Origin of the sequence: Pantoea sp. V106_11 (genome assembly GCF_029967885.1) — a bacterium.
GTDB lineage: Bacteria > Pseudomonadota > Gammaproteobacteria > Enterobacterales > Enterobacteriaceae > Pantoea > Pantoea ananatis.
On sequence record NZ_JASCAK010000037.1, the window covers coordinates 638,836 to 659,872 of the forward strand.

The 21,037-nt window shown below is 54.4% G+C and carries 16 protein-coding genes; 7 read left to right on the forward strand and 9 right to left on the reverse strand.

Features of this window, described 5'->3' with window-relative positions:
- Positions 1–37 precede the first annotated feature (37 nt).
- The 5 genes from glgX to QLG08_RS21845 form a co-directional block, all read right to left on the reverse strand.
- On the reverse strand, positions 38–2,110 hold the full coding sequence (gene glgX, locus QLG08_RS21825; RefSeq protein ID WP_013025627.1) for a glycogen debranching protein GlgX: 2,073 nt from the start codon (positions 2,108–2,110) through the stop codon (positions 38–40).
- 59 nt (positions 2,111–2,169) lie between these two features.
- Entirely contained in the window at positions 2,170–4,701 is a 2,532-nt protein-coding gene (gene treY, locus QLG08_RS21830; RefSeq protein ID WP_238493321.1) for a malto-oligosyltrehalose synthase, read from the reverse strand.
- On the reverse strand, positions 4,698–6,485 hold the full coding sequence (gene treZ, locus QLG08_RS21835) for a malto-oligosyltrehalose trehalohydrolase (RefSeq protein ID WP_238493322.1): 1,788 nt from the start codon (positions 6,483–6,485) through the stop codon (positions 4,698–4,700). The genes treY and treZ overlap by 4 nt, the downstream gene beginning before the upstream one ends.
- Positions 6,486–6,958: 473 nt before the next feature.
- Positions 6,959–9,223, reverse strand: a complete 2,265-nt coding sequence (gene katE / locus QLG08_RS21840) for a catalase HPII (RefSeq protein WP_013025630.1) — start codon at positions 9,221–9,223, stop codon at positions 6,959–6,961.
- Positions 9,224–9,743: 520 nt separating this feature from the next.
- Complete coding sequence (locus tag QLG08_RS21845; protein WP_014605940.1) at positions 9,744–9,920, reverse strand: general stress protein; 177 nt, start codon at positions 9,918–9,920, stop codon at positions 9,744–9,746.
- Positions 9,921–10,249: 329 nt separating this feature from the next.
- Here QLG08_RS21845 and QLG08_RS21850 point away from each other — a divergent pair, with 329 nt between their 5' ends.
- On the forward strand, positions 10,250–11,218 hold the full coding sequence (locus QLG08_RS21850) for a UV damage repair endonuclease (RefSeq protein ID WP_014605939.1): 969 nt from the start codon (positions 10,250–10,252) through the stop codon (positions 11,216–11,218).
- Positions 11,219–11,817: 599 nt separating this feature from the next.
- Here QLG08_RS21850 and QLG08_RS21855 read toward each other — a convergent pair.
- Positions 11,818–12,132: a biofilm development regulator YmgB/AriR family protein gene (locus QLG08_RS21855; protein WP_228526004.1), complete on the reverse strand. Its 315-nt coding sequence runs from the start codon at positions 12,130–12,132 to the stop codon at positions 11,818–11,820.
- Positions 12,133–12,751: 619 nt separating this feature from the next.
- Here QLG08_RS21855 and QLG08_RS21860 point away from each other — a divergent pair.
- A complete protein-coding gene (locus tag QLG08_RS21860; RefSeq protein WP_014605937.1) occupies positions 12,752–12,976 on the forward strand; it encodes a hypothetical protein in 225 nt (74 codons plus the stop codon).
- A gap of 106 nt (positions 12,977–13,082) precedes the next feature.
- Here QLG08_RS21860 and QLG08_RS21865 read toward each other — a convergent pair whose 3' ends face one another.
- Both QLG08_RS21865 and bla read right to left on the reverse strand, forming a co-directional pair.
- Positions 13,083–13,874 (reverse strand): BPL-N domain-containing protein, encoded by a 792-nt coding sequence (locus QLG08_RS21865; RefSeq protein ID WP_029569957.1) that lies wholly within the window; start codon positions 13,872–13,874, stop codon positions 13,083–13,085.
- A 240-nt stretch (positions 13,875–14,114) separates the two neighbouring features.
- On the reverse strand, positions 14,115–14,939 hold the full coding sequence (bla, locus tag QLG08_RS21870; RefSeq protein WP_348996726.1) for a class A beta-lactamase: 825 nt from the start codon (positions 14,937–14,939) through the stop codon (positions 14,115–14,117).
- Between the two features lie 335 nt (positions 14,940–15,274).
- Between bla and QLG08_RS21875 the strand changes: the two genes are divergently transcribed.
- On the forward strand, positions 15,275–16,162 hold the full coding sequence (locus QLG08_RS21875) for a LysR family transcriptional regulator (RefSeq protein ID WP_210453219.1): 888 nt from the start codon (positions 15,275–15,277) through the stop codon (positions 16,160–16,162).
- Between the two features lie 199 nt (positions 16,163–16,361).
- Here the strand turns inward: QLG08_RS21875 and QLG08_RS21880 are convergent, their stop codons facing one another.
- The gene (locus QLG08_RS21880; protein ID WP_161611196.1) at positions 16,362–16,586 is read right to left on the reverse strand and encodes a hypothetical protein; all 225 of its coding nucleotides are present in this window, start codon (positions 16,584–16,586) and stop codon (positions 16,362–16,364) included.
- Positions 16,587–17,530: 944 nt separating this feature from the next.
- Between QLG08_RS21880 and umuD the strand changes: the two genes are divergently transcribed.
- The 4 genes from umuD to QLG08_RS21900 all read left to right on the forward strand — a co-directional run bounded on the left by umuD (position 17,531) and on the right by QLG08_RS21900 (position 20,937).
- Positions 17,531–17,896 (forward strand): translesion error-prone DNA polymerase V autoproteolytic subunit, encoded by a 366-nt coding sequence (umuD, locus tag QLG08_RS21885; RefSeq protein ID WP_042678242.1) that lies wholly within the window; start codon positions 17,531–17,533, stop codon positions 17,894–17,896.
- 2 nt (positions 17,897–17,898) lie between these two features.
- Positions 17,899–19,161 (forward strand): translesion error-prone DNA polymerase V subunit UmuC, encoded by a 1,263-nt coding sequence (umuC, locus tag QLG08_RS21890; RefSeq protein WP_022622456.1) that lies wholly within the window; start codon positions 17,899–17,901, stop codon positions 19,159–19,161.
- Positions 19,162–19,309: 148 nt separating this feature from the next.
- The gene (gene hchA, locus QLG08_RS21895) at positions 19,310–20,155 is read left to right on the forward strand and encodes a glyoxalase III HchA (protein ID WP_015700389.1); all 846 of its coding nucleotides are present in this window, start codon (positions 19,310–19,312) and stop codon (positions 20,153–20,155) included.
- 140 nt (positions 20,156–20,295) lie between these two features.
- On the forward strand, positions 20,296–20,937 hold the full coding sequence (locus QLG08_RS21900) for a TetR/AcrR family transcriptional regulator (RefSeq protein ID WP_014593623.1): 642 nt from the start codon (positions 20,296–20,298) through the stop codon (positions 20,935–20,937).
- The last annotated feature ends 100 nt before the right edge of the window (positions 20,938–21,037 follow it).

Genomic DNA, 21,037 nt, shown 5'->3' on the forward strand with positions numbered 1-21,037 from the left:
ACCGTTACGCATCCGGTTCGCGCCGCGCCGGGCGTCCTTAAGGCCTTCTGAACAGCGCCATACTGCGGCCTTCCAGTTCAAAGTCCTTCTCTTTGGTGATCACCATCCCGTGTTTGCTGGTATCGCTGGTGGTAAGTTCCAGCACCCAGCCGCCCTCACCGAACTGAGGGATCTGGAAGGGCACATTACCTTCAAACGGGTTGATGAGCATCAGCACGTCATACCAGACGCCATCCTGATGTTGCAGATCGGGTCGGCCGATGTAGACACCGAGCGTTGAACCTTCGTCCCACTGCTCAGCCTGCTGCAGGCCGCCGCCGGCATTGAACCACTTGATTTCCATCCCGTCGCGCCAGCTTTCACGCCGTAACAGCGGCTGGGTTTTGCGCAGTGAAATCACATGACGGGTGAATTCACGCAGGGCTTCGGCCGAAGCGGGCAGGTTATCCCAGTGAACCCATGAAATTTCACTGTCCTGGCAGTACCCGTTGTTATTTCCCATCTGGCTGCGGCCAAACTCATCGCCTGCCAGCAGCATCGGGGTGCCGTGGGAGAAAAACAGCGTGGCCAGGAAGTTACGTTTCTGGCGCTCGCGAACGGCGTTAATGCCTTCGTCGTCAGTGGGGCCTTCCACGCCATAATTATAAGACCGGTTATCGTTGTGACCGTCGTTGTTGTCTTCACCATTGTCGGCGTTGTGCTTCTCGTTGTAGGAGACCAGGTCGTTCAACGTAAAGCCATCGTGCGCGGTGATAAAGTTAACGCTGGCCCAGGGACGACGTCCGCGCTGATCGTACAGATCGCCAGAGCCAAGCAGACGGGCGGCAAAATCGGTCGGGACATTGTTTCCTTTCCAGTAATCGCGCACGGTATCGCGATACTGATCGTTCCACTCCGCCCAGCCCGGTGGAAAGCCGCCGACCTGATAACCACCGGGGCCAATGTCCCAAGGCTCACCGATCAGTTTTAAGCGTGAAAGCAGGGGATCCTGCGTAATGGCGTCAAAGAAGCCGCCGCGGGGATCGAAGCCTTCCGGTTCACGGCCCAGAATGGTGCCAAGATCGAAACGGAAACCATCGATATGCATAGAGTCCGCCCAGTAGCGCAGTGAATCCGTCACCATCTGTAACACACGCGGATGAGAGGTGTTTACGGTGTTTCCTGTGCCGGTATCGTTAATGTAATAGCGATGCTGATCGGGTAAGGTGCGGTAATAAGAGAAGTTATCAATACCTTTAAAGGACAGCGTTGGCCCCAGTTCATTGCCTTCCGCAGTATGGTTATAAACCACGTCAAGGATCACCTCAATGCCCGCGTCGTGGAAGGCGCGGACCATATCCCGGAAACCCTGAATGCCTCGCGGACCAAAATAGCGTGTCGCCGGAGAAAAAAAGTTCAGCGAGTTATAACCCCAGAAATTTTTCAGCCCTTTATCCAGCAGGTGCTGATCGTCCGGAAACCAGTGCACCGGTAACAGTTCGACGGAGGTAATACCCAGGCTCTTGATATAGCCCACCGTGGACTGATGACTCATGCCGTCGTAAGTCCCGCGCATTTCAGGCGGCAGCGCCATGTTCAACTGGGTAAAGCCTTTCACATGCGTTTCATAGACGATCGTTTCAGACCAGGGAACCTGCGGGCGGTTTTGGTCCTGCCAGTCAAATTCGTTGGGGTCGATCACGCGACATTTTGGCGTGAAGGGGGCGCTGTCGCGATCGTCGAACGTCAGATCTTTGTCTTCGTGATACAGGTCATAAGCGAAGTGCGCCTCATTCCATGCGATGTCCCCGGCCAGTTCGCGGGCATAGGGATCGACAAGGAGTTTATTCGGGTTAAACCGATGGCCGTTTTCCGGATCGTAAGGACCGTAAACGCGATAGCCGTAGAGCGCGCCGGGCTGCAAGCCGGGCACGTAACCGTGCCAAATCTCATGTGTGAACTCGGGCAAATCCAGTCTGGCTATTTCATTTTTTCCGCTTGGGTCATAAAGACACAGCTCCACGCGTTCTGCATGGGCAGAAAACAGCGCAAAGTTTACGCCTTTGCCATCAAAGTTCGCCCCAAGTTGCTGGCCCGATCCCGACGTAATTTCAAAACGATGATTTGACATCTGTCCCTCTCAATTAACGAACCCCGTTACGGTGTTTCAATCCATGTACTGACCTGCTTTCAGCAAGCTAACAATGCCAGTGCCCAGTAGTTATTTAACGTTTCCAGCGAAATACGGTCGGTCAGGTCGATCGTTTCGCCGCTCAGCACATTGCGATAACGGCGATGTGCCAGTTCATCCGGCAGCACGATCTCGGTGGCGGCCCAGTGCATCGCTGGGGGCGCTTCCAGCTTGAGCTGCGCGTCGAACACAAGTCGGGATGTCACCACAATAATGGCCTCACTGCCCTGGGTTCGCGCAAACGCCAGCAGCCTGTCGGACTGCGCGCCCTCAGCCGTAAGCGGCAGATAACTGCCCCGGGCAAAGAGTTCAGGCCTGTCCCGGCGTAAATTGAGCAGCGCCAGGGTGGCAAGCTGGTTAACCTGACCGCTGAGCCAGCTATCATGGCTACCGGGCAGGGCCGTCGTGGCAGAACGTAACATCGCTTCCAGGGCGGCATAATCCGGTTCGCGTCGGTTATCAGGATCGACCAGGCTGAAGTCCAGTGCTTCGCTTCCCTGATACACATCCGGCACCCCGGGCGCGGTCAGCTTAATGACTCTCTGGCTCAGGCTGTTCACCAGGCCGGCACGGATAAAGGGTTGCAGCGCCTCAACGAAATCCTGCAGGAAAGGCTGATTTGCAGGTGAGAGCAGGTGACGCGCGTAGCCCAGCACGGCCTGCTCGTACGCGGTGTTGTTCTCGGTCCAGTCAGTACGCAGTTTGGCTTCACGCAGGGCTTTTTCGACATAGCCTGCGAAGCGTTCGGCAAGGGCATCCAGCCCCGCACTGTCCCGGGGATCTAAGGTGGGCGGCCAGACACCGGCGAGCGCCTGATACAGCATCCACTCCACGGACGGTTCCGGCGCAGGGCCGTCCTCAAGGGCACCCACGGCCTGGCGATTGAGTTCGCGCCAGCGCGCCACGTTCTCGGCCCAGCGCTGGGGGGCTTCCGTCAACGTGTAAAGCCGCGCGCGCGCGTCTTCGCCTCGCTTGGTATCATGCGTCGAGCTGGCGGAAAGGGCGTCCGGCTGACGCGCAAGACGCGTTGCCATCTCATGGTGAAACTGCTGCGGGGAAAACTGCGTCTGTAAGGGTTCCGCGCCCACCTCATTTAACGCCAGCGCGCTGTTCTGTCGGTAAAACAGCGTGTCTTCGATGGATTTCGCCATCAGCGGACCGGTGAGCTGCTGGAAGCGGGTCCGGAAGCTGTTCGCCAGCGCGGTGGACTGGCTGGCGACGTCGCCCTGCATGATCTGCAGCAGGAAATCGAGCATGTGGCTGTCAGGTGCATGTTCCGACGCCCTGACGCCGTCAGCGACGGCCTGAAGACGTTGTTGGTCGTTGGCAGGCAGGCCCTGCGCATTGCCGTAGGTTCGATAGACCGGGAACGCCACCAGCAGTTCGCGCAGTGCGCTGCGGAGCCGCTCGGGATCAATCGCGATGTGTTCCCCCTCGGCAATGGCGCTGGCCAGGTCCATCAGGCGCGAAAATTCCCCGGCAAAATTGCGATCTGCCATCAGGCATTTTGCCTTACGAAGTTCGTCGTCCACCTGCACGACCTGGCCGCTGACGCTTTCACAGGCCTGGCGGAGGGCGTTGAGAGAGTGATTATCAACCAGCACATGCGACAGCGCGGCGATAAACTCATAGCCTGTGGTGCCGGAAATTGGCCAGTCGCTGGGGATCTGCTCGCCTTCACCCAGGATTTTCTCAACGGTGATATAACATGCCTCGCCGGCCTCGCGACGCAACTGCGTCAGATAACCTTTAGGATCGGCCAGTCCGTCAACGTGATCGACGCGCAGGCCGTCAACCGCGCCGCTGTGGACCAGTTCCAGAATAAGCCGGTGTGCATCCCTGAAGACGGTGGGATCTTCAACCCGTACGCCAACCAGCCCGGTCACCTCAAAAAAGCGGCGGTAGGAGAGGTCCCGTGCGGCATCGCGCCACGACATCAGCCGCCAGGGCTGCTGTTGATGCAATGCATCCAGCCCGGCTTTGCTGCGCAGCTGGAGCACGGCTTCTTCCTGTCCCTGCCAGCTTTCCGGCGTAAGCGGATAGTAACTTTCAAAATAGGCCAGCGCAGGCTTGCCGGTCTGGGGATCGCGTTTAACGGCAAGGTCGCCGTTCTCCAGAACGGTATCAATATCATCACCCAGAAACGGCAGCGTCAGACGGCGTGACCAGTCGATGTCGAAGTAGTCGGCATAGCGACTGTCTTTACCGTGTTCAAGCACGTCGTGCCACCAGCCGTTCTCCAGCGATGCCGCCATGTGGTTGGGGACGATATCAATGATAAGCCCCAGTCCGGCCTGTTTTAACGTGCTGACCAGACGATCAAACCCCGCGCGTCCGCCAATCGCCGGGTCGATTTCATTAACATCGGTCACGTCATAACCGTGAGTGGAGTCACGGGTGGCGGTAAAGATCGGTGAGGCATAGAGATGGCTGATCCCCATTTTTTTCAGATAGGGCACCAGCGCTGCAGCGCGATCGAAGGTCATGCCATTGCGGAACTGAATACGGTAGGTGGCGGTTGGAATGCTCATTTAGGTTCTCCGGCAGCCAGACGAACAACGATCGCGTTTTGAGGGAGCGCATCGGTGGATTCTGGCCAGGCGAAGATCGTTTCGCCCGGCATCGCCGGCAGGGCGCGATCCTGTTCGCCGATGTTGAATGCCATTGATAACGTGCCCGCCGGGAAACGCCAGCTCACGGCAACAAATCCCTCTGCGGTGTCCAGTACCTTTCCGCTGTTTCCACCCGCCGTCGCCAGCAGCGGCACAATATGCTGCTGCCGGAGTGCCAGCAGTGAGCGGGTCAGCTTCAGCCAGCGTTTTCCTTCTTCGCTCTCCAGCTTGCTCCAGTCCAGTTTTGAACGGGTAAAGGTCGCTTCATCGTTAGGATCGGGAACGCTCTCGCCCTCATGACCGGCATGTCCTTCAAACTCTTTCGCCCGGCCTTCCCGCACGGCTTTCGCCAGATCGCCATGGAAATCGGTAAAGAACAGGAAAGGATGGGTTTCGCCGTACTCTTCCCCCATGAACAACAAAGGGATATGGGGCGACAGCAGCAACGTTGCCAGCAGCACCTGAGTACGTTCGGCACCGGCCAGAGAAATCAGCCTTTCTCCCTGCGCACGGTTGCCAGTCTGATCGTGGTTCTGGATAAAGTCCACGAATGCCACCGGCGGCTGTCCGGTACTGTCAACACCGCGCGCTTCACCAGACTGCACTGAGACCTCGCCCTGGTAGACAAACCCTTCAGCCAGCGCGCGTGCCACACGTTTTTCCGGCCGATCGGCAAAATCTTTGTAATAGGCATGCGTTTCACCTGTGGCAAACACATGAACGGCATTATGAAAGTCATCATTCCATTCGCCGGTGAACAGTGGGGCGGTGCCATCTTCCGCTCTGGGATGCAGGAAAATCACGTTGCGACAGTCTTCGGTGGTGAGATGGATCTGGCGCTCGGGAATATCTACGCGAATGCGTTCAGCGATGTCGATCAAAACAGGCGTGTCGGAAACGTCTTCAATCTGGTCGATGGCATCGAAGCGCAGGCCGTCCAGGTGGTATTCCTGCAGCCAGTAGAGCGGGGCTTCAACAATATAACGTCGTACCGCATCCACATCATAGGCAATGCCGGCGCCCCATGGCGTCATCCGGTCTTTATGGAAGAAGTCAGGTGACAGTAAGGGCAGATAATTCCCTTCCGGGCCGAAGTGGTTAAGCACGATGTCCAGAACAACCGCCAGGCCATAGCCATGAGCCGCGTCAATAAACGCTTTAAAGTCATCGGGCGTGCCGTAAGCGGCATGTGGCGCGTACAGGAGCACGCCATCGTAGCCCCAACCGCGCTGCCCGCCAAACTGAGAAACGGGCATGACTTCAATCATGGTAATGCCGGTTTCCGCCAGATAAGGCAGTTTCTTTATCGCAGCCTGGAACGTGCCTTCTTCGGTGAAGGTACCCATATGCATTTCATAAACCACGCTTTCCTGCCACGGGCGGCCTTGCCAGGTGGTGTTCTGCCAGCGGTAGTGAGCAGGATCGACGACCAGAGATGGGCCGTTAACGTCATTCTGTTGCGCGCGTGAAGCGGGATCGGGAATCACCGTGCCATCGTTCAGCACAAAGTTATAGGTTGCCCCCGCCTGTACACCGCTGACCTGCAGCTCAAACCAGCCGTCTCCGGCGGGCGTCATGGCAAGATCTTTATCCGAAAGTCGTAAACTGACCTGCTGTTGACCCGTTGCCCAGACGCGGAAACGCACGTTGCCATCGGCCAGATATTCGCTTCCCCAACTCTTAAAAAAAGATGTAGATACCATTCCGTTGCCTCTTTAACCAGAAAGTACGCAATAAGCACCACCACGCTATCGGTAAGCCGATGATGCGAATGCAAAATGATGTTAGCGAGATCAGGTGCCCGGGAGGTCGGTGCGCCTTAACAGCCTTTCCCCGTGCCATTATTCAGATATTGTTATGTGTAATACCGCATGAGGCACCCGGCAGTGCCTGCTTCACACAACACTCTCAACAAATAATCATAGACCAGGTTCCAACATTTACTGCCGCCGCGCGCAATGTACCCTGTGGCTTTTCCCCCCAGCGAGGCCGGGCTGTCCGATGAGCCCGGCCTCCATTTACCTCTGCACAGGGGAAATCAGAAAAAGAGCACGGGCATCAGGCAGAAAAAAACCGCCTTTAACAGCGGTTTTGACGCAAACAGACCAGGTGGACGCCCATTCTGCGTGCGTTTAAGGTGTCAGCTCTCCCGTGGCAGGGCGGGCTGCTCCTGTCATCAGGCCGGAATGGATTCGGCCTTCTGGCTACGCGACCAGACGCGGTGTTCTGCCATCGCAGCAGTAAAATCATTCATCAGCGCGATTTCAGCATTATCGGCTTCCACGATGCCTTCCTCCTGCTGATTTTCATCCAGATCAAACTGCGCTTTGAAACGGCGTGCTTCACCACTCAGGCCAATGACTTTCAAATGTTTGTAAGCCTCCAGCAGGAAGTAGCGTGCATCTCCGCTTTTCAGCAGGGCATCAACGTTACCGTCGGGGACGATCACCGCATCAAAGGTCAGCGAAGGTAGCCCGTTAAACGTGGCATCGATCGGCAACAAAGAACCATCGTCCGCGCTGACCTGGCCCATATGCGCCGCCAGCAGTTTGGTGTGCACGCCAGCAGCGGTGAGATGCTGCAGAATAGCCAATACGTCGTCGGCTTTTACGCCTTCGCTCAGCAGCAGCGCGACCTGACGGCCTTTGATGTCGGCATCGGGAATGGCATACAGGCTCAGGCTGTCATCGCGCTGCAGGCCATTGACGTCTTTTGGCGGGGCGGTGTTGAGCTGCTCATCGCTGAGATCAATCCCGAGGTTGGCGGCCACCCCTTGGGCCAGTTTGACATCGATGCGCAACAGATGGTCCACCACGCGTTCACGGATGTAAGGGCGGGCCACCTTACTCAGCTCAAAAGAGTAGGCGGCAATGATGTGCTGCTGTTCAATGTCAGTCTGGCTGTTCCAGAACAAACGCGGCTGGGCATAATACTCACCAAACGAGGGGCTACGTTCGCGGACTTTGTGGCCTTCAACGCGCTCCTGATAGCTTTCGAAACCGCCCCCTTTTGCGGCAGGCGGTGTTTCCCGTGGCCAGTTGTCGTTGATGGAGTTGGGTTCGTAGTTGGCCGGATTCGTATCAATATCCATCCGGTGCATGCCCTGGCGCTGGAAATTGTGGTACGGGCAAACCGGGCGGTTGATCGGGATTTCGTGGAAGTTTGGCCCACCGAGGCGGCTGATTTGCGTATCGGTGTAGGAGAACAGACGGCCCTGTAACAGCGGATCGTTAGAAAAATCGAGTCCCGGGACGAGATGTCCCGGATGAAAGGCAACCTGTTCCGTTTCAGCAAAGAAGTTATCCGGATTGCGGTTCAGCACCATTTTGCCGACGCGCACGACGGGCACCAGCGCTTCCGGAATCAGCTTGGTGGCGTCCAGAATATCGAAGTCGAACCGGAACTCATCTTCTTCCGGGATCATCTGCAGGCCAAGCTCAAATTCCGGAAAATCTCCCGCTTCAATCGCTTCCCACAGATCGCGGCGGTGGAAGTCGGGGTCGCGACCGGTCAGCTTCTGGGATTCATCCCACAGCAGCGAGGCTTTGCCTGCCAGCGGTTTCCAGTGGAAACGAACAAATGTCGCTTTGCCTTCATCGTTAATCAGGCGGAAGGTATGAATACCAAACCCCTCCATCGTGCGGTAGCTGCGCGGAATACCCCGGTCAGACATCGCCCAGATCACGTTGTGCAGAGTTTCAGGCTGTAGCGACACATAGTCCCAAAACGTGTCGTGAGCACTCTGTCCCTGAGGGATTTCATTATGCGGCTCAGGCTTTACCGCATGTACAAAATCGGGAAACTTGTGGGCGTCCTGTATAAAGAACACCGGTGTGTTGTTACCGACCAGGTCGAAAACGCCTTCATCGGTGTAGAACTTGGTAGCAAAACCACGAATATCACGCACCGTATCCGCTGACCCCGCGCCGCCCTGGACCGTCGAGAAGCGCACAAATACTGGCGTGATCTGCTCTGGCTCACTCAGGAAGTGCGCCTTAGTTACATCCTTTAGTGAGCAGTAGGGCTGAAAGTAGCCGTGGGCGGCTGAACCGCGCGCATGCACGATGCGCTCCGGAATGCGCTCATGGTCAAAATGCGTGATTTTCTCCCGCATGATGAAGTCTTCAAGCAGCGTCGGCCCACGTGAGCCGGCGCGTAATGTGTTCTGATCATTTGCAATACGGGTGCCCTGATTGGTCGTCAGCGGGCTGTCCGTTCCGTTTTTACGGTTCGCTTCCAGTTGATCGAGTTTCGTGCTGTGCGTGTCGGGTGCTTTAAGGCTACCCGGCGCGGTGGGTTTTTTACCCGGCGGCGTCGGTTCGGCTGGGGGTTGATGTGAACCCTCTTTAGGTGCCAGCGAGCCCAGTCCGGGTTGTGAGGATTCCGGACCCGTTGTGGGGGCTGGGTGATTCAGAGGATTATTCTTTTTCTCATTCGACATGACACGTTGCTCCAGCTTTTTTTTACTACTTGAGGTGCCAGTAAATATAGAACAACTTAATTAATAAGCTTATAAATATTGCGTTTAATGGCGCTGGTAAAATAATTATCGGATGGCGTAACGCAAAATCAGGGAGATATTAAGAAAGGAGAAAATAATTTAATGATGAAACTAAATGGTTATTTAAGCGTGGCGGTGGTGATTTAATATATTGATATTTATCGGTTTGTTATTTATTAGTCGGGGAGGTTATTGTGTATTGATGGCGTGAAGCTGTTTTATCAAACCAGGCCTTTTCTGAAAATGCGGGGATTAAGTCGGTTACGCTTCGCTAAAGTCGGCTGAGTTTTATTTTTTCCGTTGCGCTTATTAACGCGCAAGCGAAGCCGATATTATCCGTGAGCAATCGGTATTTAAACATGGGGATCGTTATCCTTAACGGGAATAACAGGCAGGGGTGAGAAAGGGTGAAAATCGCCAGTCCATGGCGTATTACCTCCTTAAGGCGCCTTACTCAGATCTACTTAGAGGTGCGACGGCTGTTTTTGCCTCCTTTCCGACCGGCCTCCCTGGCTCTTTCAGGATCGTTTTTGAAATTACCTCCGCTGGCTTTGCCTCCTGCACTGCCCGCTTCACTGGCTCGCTCAGGATCGTTGGCAAAATTACCGGCACCACCTCTGTATTTCTGTTGTGTCATAGACAAGACCTCATATCAGGGTTCCTTAGATAAGAAGGACTAGCTAGTCACAGCGGTAAGTTTAGTTCTGATACGAAATTATGCCACTTTGTCATCCCTTGTTCCTGGACGAAATGTAAGGGTATTTACTTGTAAAATCAGTGAATAAATTCTGCCCGCAGGCTGAACAGGTCGGGCGCCGCAATGTGCTGTTATACGTCATCCGTTACACTCTGCCCGTCAGTGCGAAATTATTGGTAAAATCAAGCATTAACTTATTGATAGTTATGCTCTAAATGGCGAAATTTGAATTAGCTGTTACACTTTCTGAATACCGTTCAGGAGTGTTTATGAAATTAGGCTTTGCATGTAAGTACTTAAACGAACAGGGCAAGCAATATTTTCCCTTCCGCGCGACCACGCGTACCCGTTTTCTCGGTCTGGATGAGGCCCAGCGCACCGCGCTGATTTACGAGATTTCAAAGACAAATTTGCAGAACCTGTATCTGACGCTGGAAGCTATTGCGGCACTGCCAGAGGCGTTAAGGATGATGCGCATTGGCAGTGATTTACTGCCGCTGTATACGGTGCCGCAGGCAAAGCCGTTATTTGCAACGTTTTTACCCGAGCTGTATCCGCTGTTCGCCCGCTGCGGCGAGCTGGCGCGGACGCATCATATCCGGCTGTCATTCCACCCGGGACAGTACAGCGTGCTGGCGTCGGATAATCCTGATGTCGTGTCACGTGCCTTAGAGGATGTGGAATATCATGCTCTGTGTGCCTGCCTGATGGGCTACGGCAAAACCTTTCAGGATTTTAAAATCAACATTCATATGAATGGCAAACTCGGGTTTGAAGGATTCAGGCAGGCATTTCAGCGGCTCAGCCCCGAAGCCCGGCTGATGCTGACGGTGGAGAACGATGAGATATCGTGTTCGCTGGATGATGTGCTGCAGGCCCGGTCGCTTTGCCCTGTGGTGCTGGATATTCATCATCACTGGGTTAAAGAGAATCAGTTTATTCAGGCCAGTGATGCAAGGATGGCGCAGATTATCGACTCCTGGCGCGGCGTACGCCCGGTGATGCACTACTCGATTTCGCAGGAGGGAATTATTCCGGCCGAAGGCTTTCCGGACCAGCAGGATCTCAGTGTGCCGAAAACCAAACTGCGTGCGCATTCTGATTACTATTTCAATGCCACGCTCAACGGCTGGGCCTTGTCCTTCGGTGACTTCGATATCATGTGTGAGGTAAAAATGAAAAACCTGGCGCGTGAACAACTGTATGACTGGGGCAGGCGTAATAGCCTGATTGCCTGAGACGTGCCCGTTGCGGGTCTGAAGTGACGTCAGCGGCGGGCACCGGCTTACCCGGCCAGCAGCCCGCAGTGGCTGTTGCGCTTTGATCGCGACGGTCGCAGCGCGATCGGGAACGCCAGAAAATCGTTCAGGCCGGTATCCTTTGTCTGAGGATAACGCCGCGTAGCCAGCACCTGACCTGTTGCTTCGGCGATAACCTCTGCCGGCAGATCCCATTGGCTAAGGGCGCATATCAAAAGGCCTGCCGTTCGCCTTGACGGGCAGGGCCGATGAGAGGATCCGGGATGGGTTTCTGCCGCCAGCGAGTGTGTCCTTCGCTGGCGTTTCCCGACTGGCAGCCTAACGAAGGTGGCGATTACTCTTCGTACAGCTTGATGAGTGACGAAACATGCTTCTCCCGGACGTGATTAAACCCAACGGCAGGAAAATTCACAGAAACGGGCGAAAGCTAACGCGCGACGAGCAGGGTTATCACGCCCTCTTGCTCAACTATTGTCGTGAAAAGATTGCCAGACAGGCATAAAAAAGCCCCTGAATCAGGGGCAAATTTTTAGGGAAGGCAAAGCGTCCTTGCTAAGTAGCGTGTCATCACAACAAAATTAAAAACGAGCCTCGCCCGGCGTACGCTGAAGCACAATCTCCAGGGCCTGACGATAGATATCCTGTTTGGTCGCGTCGGTTTCGCTTTCCAGTTTATGGATTAAGCCCAGCACCATATCTTTTTCAGAAACGTGTGCTTTAAAGGCCGCGAGTTCTGACCAGGTCTCTGCAATCACATCTTTTTCACTGGTGAAATGCTCACCCGCATTCATGAAATATTCAGAAATCTGAGACTCGGTATTGGTTGTCGTTTGCATAGTAGCCTCAAAATCGTGGAAACCGTTTTCTGCCCGTGGCAGAGAAAAATTTTGCATCTGAAGGTGGAAATCCACTCACCTTCAGATGCGGTGCAAGGCACCTTTCGTTACAAGTGACTTAACATCACGCCGTAAAGTTATACAAAAAAATTACCTTTGTACAATTTTTTGCGAAAAAAAATCGGTGGTCGGAGGAGTTTTTTCACCGTCAGTAACGCTGTGTAATGGCTCTGTTAGGTATTTTACTTTGATTTATAAGAATTTTTTTCATATTTTCGCGTTTCTTTTTCCTCCTCGCTGTTGTACAAGACTGTACAAAGTTGTACAGATTGAGCTGTATAACCTGGAATAAAACGGCATCAAAACGCTGCCCGCCAGGAAAAATCTGTACAACATTGCGCTGATAAAGCCGCGTTGAGCGCGATCCCTGTCCGCTGGCCGGTGAGATAATCTGTCAAAGCGACAGGATGGCGTTGCGCTGCCGGGTGGTGAGATAGCGTCAGAGATGACGTCCATGTTGCATGCGCGTCAGAAATCAGAAAGAGGGCAGTAACAACCCTGTTTGTGCGTTACAGGGGCTTAATGCTGGCTTTGTGGGCGGCGTTGCAATAATTCACTTCCTTCTGCCCCCGCAGGACGTTAAGGTTTACGCCTCTCGAATCAGAAGGAAATGATAATGGTTAACGACTATTTTTCGCTGCCGCCGGCAGGCATGACACAGGAACAGCATAAACGTACGGTGGCGGTTGCGGCGGCACTGGCGGTGGCAAAAGAGTCCGTCAGCGCTTCAACGTCTGCGAATGGCTCGAAAGCGGCGTGGGATCTGCAGGCCGTGGCAAACGAAATCGCCAATCTGGCCGATGCGATTCAGGACGCGCTGGAGTCCGATAACGAAGTATAACGGTGTCAGTGCGCTGTCGTCAGGGCAGCGTCCGGCCCCTGGATTAGCCGCCGGGGCTCAGGTTGTCCGGGCGGCGCAGCCCGTCAGGCGTTGACGGCGATCCGCATTATTTCGCCGCGCGTTGTGTGGAGAAATAAGCCAGCAGGCGCGTCATCTTTTGCTGGGGTGAGGTGTCAGTTGCGCCACTGTCGCTGACGTCGCCCATCCAGCGCTCATCCGCTTCCGGATGCGGCCCGGTTAACACAACTGTCCCTTTGCCGTAGACGTAACGCGCCATCGCCACATCGCCATTACGGTAAAAAGCCACAGGTGTAAAACCGTCCTGCTGTGTCTGACCAACAAGATAAGGGCCATCCTGATAATAAAAGGTTTCTTGCCTGTGATCCCAGGTCACCGCGATCGTGTAATCACCCTCATCCGCGATGTGTGAGCCCGGACGTCCCACTTCAGAGTCAAGGGGCGAGGCGATGAGCCCCAGCCAGTTACTGTCCGCCAGGTAGGCTCCCATGCACAGACCGAGATAGCCTTTGCCACTGCGGACAAAATCCCGCACGGCACGGGCCCCTTCATCACCGAGCGCGTCATAGGCAGCGGGGATGTCCTGGCCGCCGCCGGGCTGGATATAAAGATCAAACTGACGCAGGTTCTGTGCATTCAGCTTTCGTTTTTCGTGCTCACCGATATAGGCAATGCTGAGTGGCATCGCGACGCCACGAAGCGCTTTCACCACCATTTCAGAACAGCCCTCACAGCCTGCCGCACCGCGATAAACGGCAACGTTTAGCGGAGCCTGTGCCGCCAGGCTAACGCCGGATGCGACGCTCAATGCAAACAGCATCGCGGTGAAAATCCCGCGTCGATAGCGGACATGTTGTAATGCGTCAGAAGCGAGGCGCATGTTGCATTTCCTGTCAGAAAAAGAAAGAGACGATTTCCGTAACGGCCGCTGCCGCAACGGAAAGCAGGTTGGCTCAGGCAGCGTGCCAGGCCGACATCAACATACCGCAATCTGATGTTCTTGAGCAACTGCTCAATTCAGGGCGGTGATTATCCCGCACTAACCCTTTTGGCCGACGAGGCTCTTGAGCACACCGCCGCCAGCGGGGTGGCGGTGTGCGCAGTCGCGCGCTGAACGCCCTTATTTGTTGTACCCTGAGGCGACAATTTTCGCTGCATCCGCCAGCACATCTTTACGCGCAGCGGCGTGCTTATCAGGCTGGGTGTAATAGGTTACCAGCACCAGCGGTGCATGATGCGGTGGCCAGATGACGGCAATATCATTGGTGGTGCCGTAATCACCGCTTCCGGTTTTATCTGCAACCGTCCAGCTGGCGGGCAGGCCAGCGCGTATGCTGTTAGCACCCGTTGTATTGCCTTTCATCCAGTCGGTCAGTTGCTGACGTTGCGCGGGTGCCAGCGCCTTGCCCAGCACCAGCTTTTTCAGGCTTTGCATCATGGCATCAGGCGATGTCGTATCACGCTTATCACCCGGGATAGCGGTATTCAGCTCCGGTTCTTTGCGATCGAGCCGAAAGGTGCTGTCGCCAATGCTACGTGCAAACGCATTGACCTGCTGCGGGCCACCCAGGCGGGTCAGCAGTGCGTTCATGGCGGTATTATCGCTGTATTGCAGCGCCGCCGCGCTGAGTTCTGCTACCGTCATGGTGGCGCCGACGTGTTTTTCAGTGATGGGGTTATAGTTAACCAGGTCGGCTTTATGAATGGCGATTTTTTCACTCATCAATCCGTCCGCGCTTTCGCTTTTTTTCAGGATGGCCGCAACGGCGAAAACTTTACTGGTGCTGCATAGCGGAAAGCGCGCATCTCCCCGGTAGGTGAAAACGGCGCCATCGGCGGTGTCGGTTACCGCCACACCCAGTCGTCCGCCCGCGTTTTTTTCCAGCTGTTGGATGCCGCGTTGCAGTGCGGCTTCGTCAAAGCCGGCCTGGGCGGCAAGCGGCATCGCGAGTGCCAGCAGGGTAACGGCCGTGCTGGCGCGTCGTCTGAACAGATGAGTCATAGTCAATCTCCACTGATGAATGCCCGCCTCGCTGAACAGAGGCAAGGCATAACGGTTAGCCGCATCGTTGCGCGGTCAGGATTAAACGAAAAGTTGCCCTTCAGCCCCTCGTTAAACTTATGTCGCTTTAAAAGATGTCTCGCGCCTGGGAAGCTGTTCGCTGAGGCCTGCATCCTGCTATAGCACGTTTTTTCTGAAGAAAAGTGTTCGCGGAGGAGATGGTAGGGGATTTCAAAATTCCGACAAGCGAGATAATTTGAGAGTAGCCAAAAGAATTTCTGGGGGTAAATGTGAAACATGATGTTCCGCTTAACGCACTTCGGGCTTTCGAAGCCTCCGCCCGCCACCTGAATTTTACCCGCGCGGGCCTGGAGCTGTTTGTCTCTCAGGCCGCCGTCAGTCAGCAGGTCAGACTGCTGGAAGAACGACTGGGCGTCGTCTTATTCCGCCGGTTGCCGCGCGGTCTGGAGATGACGGATGAGTCCAGGCTGCTGTTTGCTGAAGTGTCAGAAGCCTTCACGCAGCTTGAAAACGCCTGGCGTCGTTTCGAAGGGGGCGAATACCGAGAGGTGGTGACTGTCGCCTGCGTGGGGACTTTTGCATTGGGCTGGCTGTTACCCCGGCTTGAGGCGTTCCGTCATCAGCATCCGGCGCTGGAACTGAACGTACGCACCAACAATAACGTGGTCAACCTGGCGGGCGAGGGCGTGGACTATGCGATTCGGTTTGGCTCTGGCGCCTGGCCCGCCACGCAGAATGAACGGCTGTTTACGGCTCCGCTTACGGTGCTTTGTCGCCCCGACGTTGCCCGCCGCCTGCAACAACCCGCCTGCCTGTTACGGGAAAATCTGTTACGTTCCTACCGGGCTGATGAGTGGGACAGCTGGTTTACGGCAGCGGGGATCACACCGCCCAGGATCACCGGCCCGGTATTTGACTCGTCACGTCTGATGATTGAGGCCGCGTTTCATACGGGCGGCGTTGCGCTGGTACCGGCGTGCATGTTCCAGCGTGAACTGGATGCCGGTACGCTGGCCCGTCCTTTTGCGCTAGAGATTGATGTCGGCAGCTACTGGCTAACCTGGCTCCGTTCAAAGAAGATGACGCCATCGATGGAAATATTCCGTGAATGGATAGGGCGGCGGGCAACAGGCGAAGGCGAATAGCCGGATAAGCCGGACAGCCTGTTGTGAATAACATTACTCGGGTCGAGGTAACCCGCGTTAACCGGATTAAGAGAGCAAGGCGGCCTGTGAGCCGCCAGCGGTTTTTTCACTGGCCCCCTTCGTCACAGGTGTAAAAAACAGGGATTCATTTTATTATGCCCACTCTGCGTTCAGGAATGCTCTGCGCCGCTTTTTCATTTTAGCTGGTTTCCCGGTAATTAAGAAACCAGATGATAAACTCACTGTTATTTTTCACGCCAAGTTTTTTCATGACACGTTGCTTAATATAATATGCAGCGTGCACGGGAAGCGCCATCCAGTCTGCTATTTTATTCATTTCCATTCCCGTCATAAAAAACCACGTTAATGAAATTTCATCGGTTGTTAAAGATACTTTCTGTCCGTGACGGTTTTTTAATTCCATGCTGTGCTCCTTTCCCTTATAAGGCTGTCAGGTCAGGGCGCATCATAGCGCTGGGCGGCGGTGAGAACACTTCACGTATTCTTTACTTATCTTAATAATTATATTAACAGTTAAATCAGGTGCTTATATGTCTTCATCAGATCTGATCTACGCAGGCATGATCAGAAGCAGTCAGGAAAAGCATCTCTTACCGCACCGCGATATCGGGCCCGCCCTGTCCGGGGCCAGCTGAAACGGCTTATCACTGACGGGCCAGGTTTCTGTGATTCCGCTTTATCGAACGGTGTGCTGTGCGTGCGGGGATAAATACCCTGTCCTGGCATCAGGCCGGGAAGAATAATAAAAACGGCCGGAGGTTAACGCAACAGGCGGCGCCTTGTGTCTTTCATGTTGTGTCTTTCATCAAATCGCTATCTGAATAGCGATACGTCGGCATGAATATAAGGCATAACGACAATCATTATTTGCAGTTTATTATTGGCAGAAAATTAAATCAGTCAGCGCCAGAATACAAATGCTGTCGATGTTTACGCTGCCGTTCATCGGGACCAGACAGAAAAGCGCGTTAATTAACGGCAAACATGCAGGTGAACGGCCCACTGAAATACCGTGCGTGTAACCGTTTCAGGGTCGTGAACATGACGCAGCCACGGCGTCAGACAAAAAGCGCGCCACGAACAAAACAGGTTAAGGCGCAGAGAAAGCCGCAGGTGAAAGAATGACCTGAATGCAGGATTGCTGAACAGTTGCGTAAAACCTGCCCGGCGCGGCTGCAAAAAAATCTGTATCCACATCAACCGCTTCATATAAACCCTTGCCATTTCACTTGATCAAACCCGTTGATCGCGATTACTGTAATTATATACAGTTATTTTGGAAGGGAGGTAAATGTGGAGCTTATCAGGCCAGCAAACGTCAGTGCGTTACTCGCGTTGCCGCTGTTTATGGAGCGGGTGCCATGTGGTTTTCCATCGCCGGCTCAGGACTACGTAGAGCAACGTATTGATTTGAACAAGCTGATCGTTCAGCACCCCAGTTCGACCTATTTTGTACGGGTAAGTGGAGAGTCGATGACCGGCGCAGGCATTAATGACGGCGATATGCTGGTGGTGGACAGCGCGCTAAGAGCCTCGCATGGCGATATCGTGGTCGCCTCTGTCGAGGGGGAATTTACCGTTAAGCGTCTTCAGCTTCAGCCCTGTCTGCAACTGATGCCGATGAACCGGCAGTTTAAACCGATTGCGATTAGCACGGAGGATGCGCTGGAAGTGTTTGGTGTGGTGACCTATGTGATCAAGTCGGTTTATTAATCATGTTTGCGCTGGTAGACGTGAACAACTTTTATGCCTCCTGTGAAACGGTGTTTCGGCCCGATCTAAAAGGAAAGCCCATTATTGTGTTATCTAACAACGATGGCTGTGTGATTGCACGCAATGCGGAGGCAAAAGCCCTGGGCATTACGATGGCCGTGCCCTTTTTCAAAATGCGGGAGATTATTGCCCGTCACAACGTGCAGGTTTTTAGTTCCAACTACGCCCTTTATGCGGATATGAGTACCAGAGTGATGACGCTGCTGGAGGAAATGGCGCCCTCGGTAGAGATTTATTCCATTGACGAAGCCTTTCTGGATCTGACGGGCGTCAGTCACTGTATGTCGCTCGACACCTTCGGCCGCGAGATCAAAACCCGAATAAAAAAAGAAGTTCATCTCAATGTGTGCGTCGGCATTGCCCCCACCAAGACGCTGGCAAAGCTGGCTAACCATGCCGCAAAAAAGTGGAGTAAGACAGGCGGTGTTCTGGATTTGTCCAACAGAGATCGACAGAAAAAGTTGCTTTCACTTGTGCCGGTCGCCGATATATGGGGCGTTGGCAGACGGCTCAGCCAGCGACTTGAGGAAATGGGGATTAAAACGGCAGATGATTTAGCCTGCCAGAGCACCAGCCTGATTCGTAAAAATTTCAGCGTGGTGCTGGAGCGCACCGTAAGAGAGTTGCGCGGCGAACCCTGTCAGGATCTGGAGGCGCTCGAACCCACCAAACAACAGATTATGTGCTCACGCTCCTTCAGCAGTCGCCTGTCAGACTATACGCAGGTGCGGCAGGCCGTCTGCACCTACGCCGAACGTGCGGCCGAAAAACTTCGCAAAGAAAAACAGTACTGCAGACAGATCGGTGTGTTTTTGCGCACCAGTCCACACGCGCCCGGCGAAAATTTTTACGGTAATCAGGCCACGGGGCTACTCCTGACGCCGTCTCACGATACGCGCGACATCATCCGGGTGGCGACCGAGATGCTCGACTATATCTGGATAGAAGGGCATCGCTATATCAAGGCCGGCATTGTCCTGAGTGATTTTTTCGACCATGGCGTAACGCAGCTGGATCTGTTCGACGAACGATCGGTTAACCCCGGCCGTAACGATCTGATGCAGGTGATCGATTTGATTCACAAAGAGGGCAAAGGAAAGATGTGGTTTGCCGGGCAGGGGACGGAAAAACGCTGGGCCATGAAGCGCGAGATGCTGTCGCCGGCTTACACCACCCGCCTCAGCGATTTGCCCGTGGTGAAGTGACGGCGGCCGTCGTGACATCGGTTTCAGGCGCGGTCATAAGACGGAATGCTCTCATAAAGGGTCCGTTTTGTGCTGCCGCTCTGCGTAAACCAGGCTTTCTGGTCTAGGATGAAACAGGTATTCATTCGCCCTTAAGGAGAGCATTGTCATGTCAGAACTCAGTAAATCTCCAGTGGCCGATCAGGCTGAACATAACGCGTTTTTCCCGTCAGCCTATTCTCTTGACCAGTTCACCAGCCCTAAATCCGATCTGAGCGATGCTGAATACGCGCAACCGTACTCAGGGCACAAAAAAATTCTGGTCATCTGCGCTGACGAGCGCTATCTGCCGCTGGATAACGACACGCTGTTTTCAACCGGGAATCATCCCATTGAAACCCTGCTGCCGCTGTACCACCTGTATCAGGCCGGCTTTCAGTTTGACGTGGCCACGCTGTCCGGACAGATGGTGAAGTTTGAACACTGGGCAATGCCCCAACAGGATGAGGTGGTGGTCGGATTTTACAACCATTGCCTGGCGCTGTTCCGTTCACCTTTAACGCTAAGCGACGTGGTGGCATCACTTACGCCTCATTCAGACTATGCCGGTGTGTTTATTCCGGGGGGGCACGGTGCGTTGATTGGGCTGCCAGAAAGTGAGGCGGTCGCAGAGGCGATTCGCTGGACGCTGGCAAACGATCGTCATCTGATATCGCTATGCCATGGCCCGGCAGCGTTTCTTGCGCTGGGTAAAGGGGAAAACCCGCTTAACGGCTACGCTATCTGCGCATTCCCGGATTCAGCGGATAAGCAAACGCCCGATATCGGCTATATGCCGGGGCATTTAACCTGGTATTTTGGCGAGAAGCTTCAGGCAATGGGGCTCACGCTGGTCAACAGTGATATCAAAGGCACCGTACATAAAGACCGTCGGGTATTAACCGGCGACAGCCCGTTTGCCGCCAATGCGTTGGGTAAACTGGCTGCAGAAGCATTACTTAACGCTAACCGCTAAAGGCTCGCACGTGCGCCCTGAGCGGTCGCCTGCAATGCCTTCGTGCAGGCTTCTGCATCAGGGCTGGGATTCGGGGTATACTTGTGATCCACGCCTGAGATACAATCACGGGTGCATATCGTTTTCGGCCAGTGCCGAAGATGTCGCCTTTCACATTGGTCGTCATGAACAGCCAGCTATCTACAGCCTGTAAACACAGAGAACGCGGTCGGCCCAGAGAGTTCAATATGGAACAGGCTCTGGATAAGGCAATGATTGTGTTTCGGCAAAAAGGCTATCATGCCGCATCGCTGGCCGATCTCGGTGAAGCAATGAACCTCTCTGTTGGCAGCATCTACAAGGCTTTCCAGGATAAGCGTTCATTGTTTTTGCTGGTCTTTCAGCGCTATATCGCCGTTCGCAATGCGGATTTGCGGGAGCGGCTGGCTCAATACGCCACCGGCCGCGCGAAGCTAAGCGAGCTGTTGCAGTTTTATCTGGACTCCTCTCGTGGTGGTGAAGGGCGCACCGGCTGTCTCGTGGTCGGCAGTGCCATTGAGCTACAGGTGCTCGACGCAGAGCTGTCGCAGTTGGTTGCCCAGGTGATCAACCGCAATAAGCACTTTCTGATGTCATTACTGGAAGAAGGGCAGCACGATGGCTCAATATCCGCCGATCTTGATATTGAAACGGCCGCAGGCCTGATTTTGCGTATCGCATTTGGCATGCGCGTCACGGGCAAGGTCGCCGATGTTGCCAATGAGCAAGCGACCATCGCCCTGGCCTTGAAAATACTGGATTAACATTTGTCTATTTAGGAAGCGAATATTTCCTAAATTATAGCGCGAAGATGACAGCTAACGCATGCGATCTGATGCGCTAACAGGACGAATGGAAAAGCGC

What these genes read in the sequence shown, in the direction of transcription:
- glgX (WP_013025627.1), bottom strand. Translation starts at nt 2,110, where the DNA reads ATGTCAAATCATCGTTTTGAAATTACGTCGGGATCGGGCCAGCAACTT.
- treY (WP_238493321.1), bottom strand. Translation starts at nt 4,701, where the DNA reads ATGAGCATTCCAACCGCCACCTACCGTATTCAGTTCCGCAATGGCATG.
- treZ (WP_238493322.1), bottom strand. Translation starts at nt 6,485, where the DNA reads ATGGTATCTACATCTTTTTTTAAGAGTTGGGGAAGCGAATATCTGGCC.
- katE (WP_013025630.1), bottom strand. Translation starts at nt 9,223, where the DNA reads ATGTCGAATGAGAAAAAGAATAATCCTCTGAATCACCCAGCCCCCACA.
- QLG08_RS21845 (WP_014605940.1), bottom strand. Translation starts at nt 9,920, where the DNA reads ATGACACAACAGAAATACAGAGGTGGTGCCGGTAATTTTGCCAACGAT.
- QLG08_RS21850 (WP_014605939.1), top strand. Translation starts at nt 10,250, where the DNA reads ATGAAATTAGGCTTTGCATGTAAGTACTTAAACGAACAGGGCAAGCAA.
- QLG08_RS21855 (WP_228526004.1), bottom strand. Translation starts at nt 12,132, where the DNA reads ATGCAAAATTTTTCTCTGCCACGGGCAGAAAACGGTTTCCACGATTTT.
- QLG08_RS21860 (WP_014605937.1), top strand. Translation starts at nt 12,752, where the DNA reads ATGGTTAACGACTATTTTTCGCTGCCGCCGGCAGGCATGACACAGGAA.
- QLG08_RS21865 (WP_029569957.1), bottom strand. Translation starts at nt 13,874, where the DNA reads ATGCGCCTCGCTTCTGACGCATTACAACATGTCCGCTATCGACGCGGG.
- bla (WP_348996726.1), bottom strand. Translation starts at nt 14,939, where the DNA reads ATGCCGCTTGCCGCCCAGGCCGGCTTTGACGAAGCCGCACTGCAACGC.
- QLG08_RS21880 (WP_161611196.1), bottom strand. Translation starts at nt 16,586, where the DNA reads ATGGAATTAAAAAACCGTCACGGACAGAAAGTATCTTTAACAACCGAT.
- umuD (WP_042678242.1), top strand. Translation starts at nt 17,531, where the DNA reads ATGGAGCGGGTGCCATGTGGTTTTCCATCGCCGGCTCAGGACTACGTA.
- umuC (WP_022622456.1), top strand. Translation starts at nt 17,899, where the DNA reads ATGTTTGCGCTGGTAGACGTGAACAACTTTTATGCCTCCTGTGAAACG.
- hchA (WP_015700389.1), top strand. Translation starts at nt 19,310, where the DNA reads ATGTCAGAACTCAGTAAATCTCCAGTGGCCGATCAGGCTGAACATAAC.
- QLG08_RS21900 (WP_014593623.1), top strand. Translation starts at nt 20,296, where the DNA reads ATGTCGCCTTTCACATTGGTCGTCATGAACAGCCAGCTATCTACAGCC.